Here is a 742-nt window from a genome sequence, read left to right on the forward strand (position 1 = left end):
AAAGACGCCGAAGCCAAACGGGAAGCCCAAGCCTACGCCGACGAACAGGCCGAAGCCTGGAAAGGGCAACGCGCCCGCAACATCGGCGGCGGTCTCTTCGTCGAACCCAAGTACTCAAAAAACCTCCACTCCGGCTCACACCTCACCAAACAAGGCATTCCCCGAGGCATTGACTCCGCCCGTCTTCTGGCCAGCGACCACAGCACGGTACACGACGGTCTCTTTGTGCCGTTCCAGTCCGTCAGCAAAACCAGCGTGGTCGACGGCAAGCCCCTCACCCACGGCGAGATCGGCTACTTCAACCCCGTCGACGGCAAAATCTACCGCAACAAGGCCAGCTACTTCGAAGACCTCTATGAACAGACTCTCAAGTCTGACCAGCCGCTCAACCTGTCCGGTGTCTACGAGGTCATCCGTCGCAACTTCTCCGAGGACATCGAGTCCGTCCGTTCTGGCCAGATGACCGCAGGGGAACTGCTCGACACATACGGCGAAGCGGACACCTTCAACTTCACCAATATCCTCAACCACATCGAGGAAACCGGCAATGGCAGCGATCTCGGCCTCTCGCAAGACAAACTCAAGGTTCTCTTCCGTCATAACCGCAACACGCGCACGCCTGATGCTGAGTATCGCTCTGATGAGCTTTATCACGAACTGTCCATCGACGAACTCGAACGTGGACTGGATGGCCGCAAGCCCGCACAGGTTGACCCAGACGTGGCGCGGGCCAAAGAAGAAG

The 742-nt window shown here is 58.4% G+C and carries 1 protein-coding gene; it reads left to right on the plus strand.

Annotated features, from left to right (window positions below):
• A partial coding sequence (locus tag AK963_RS34210; RefSeq protein WP_175404764.1) for a hypothetical protein occupies positions 1-742 on the plus strand: 742 nt, incomplete at both ends.

Origin of the sequence: Endozoicomonas atrinae (assembly GCF_001647025.1) — a bacterium.
GTDB lineage: Bacteria > Pseudomonadota > Gammaproteobacteria > Pseudomonadales > Endozoicomonadaceae > Endozoicomonas > Endozoicomonas atrinae.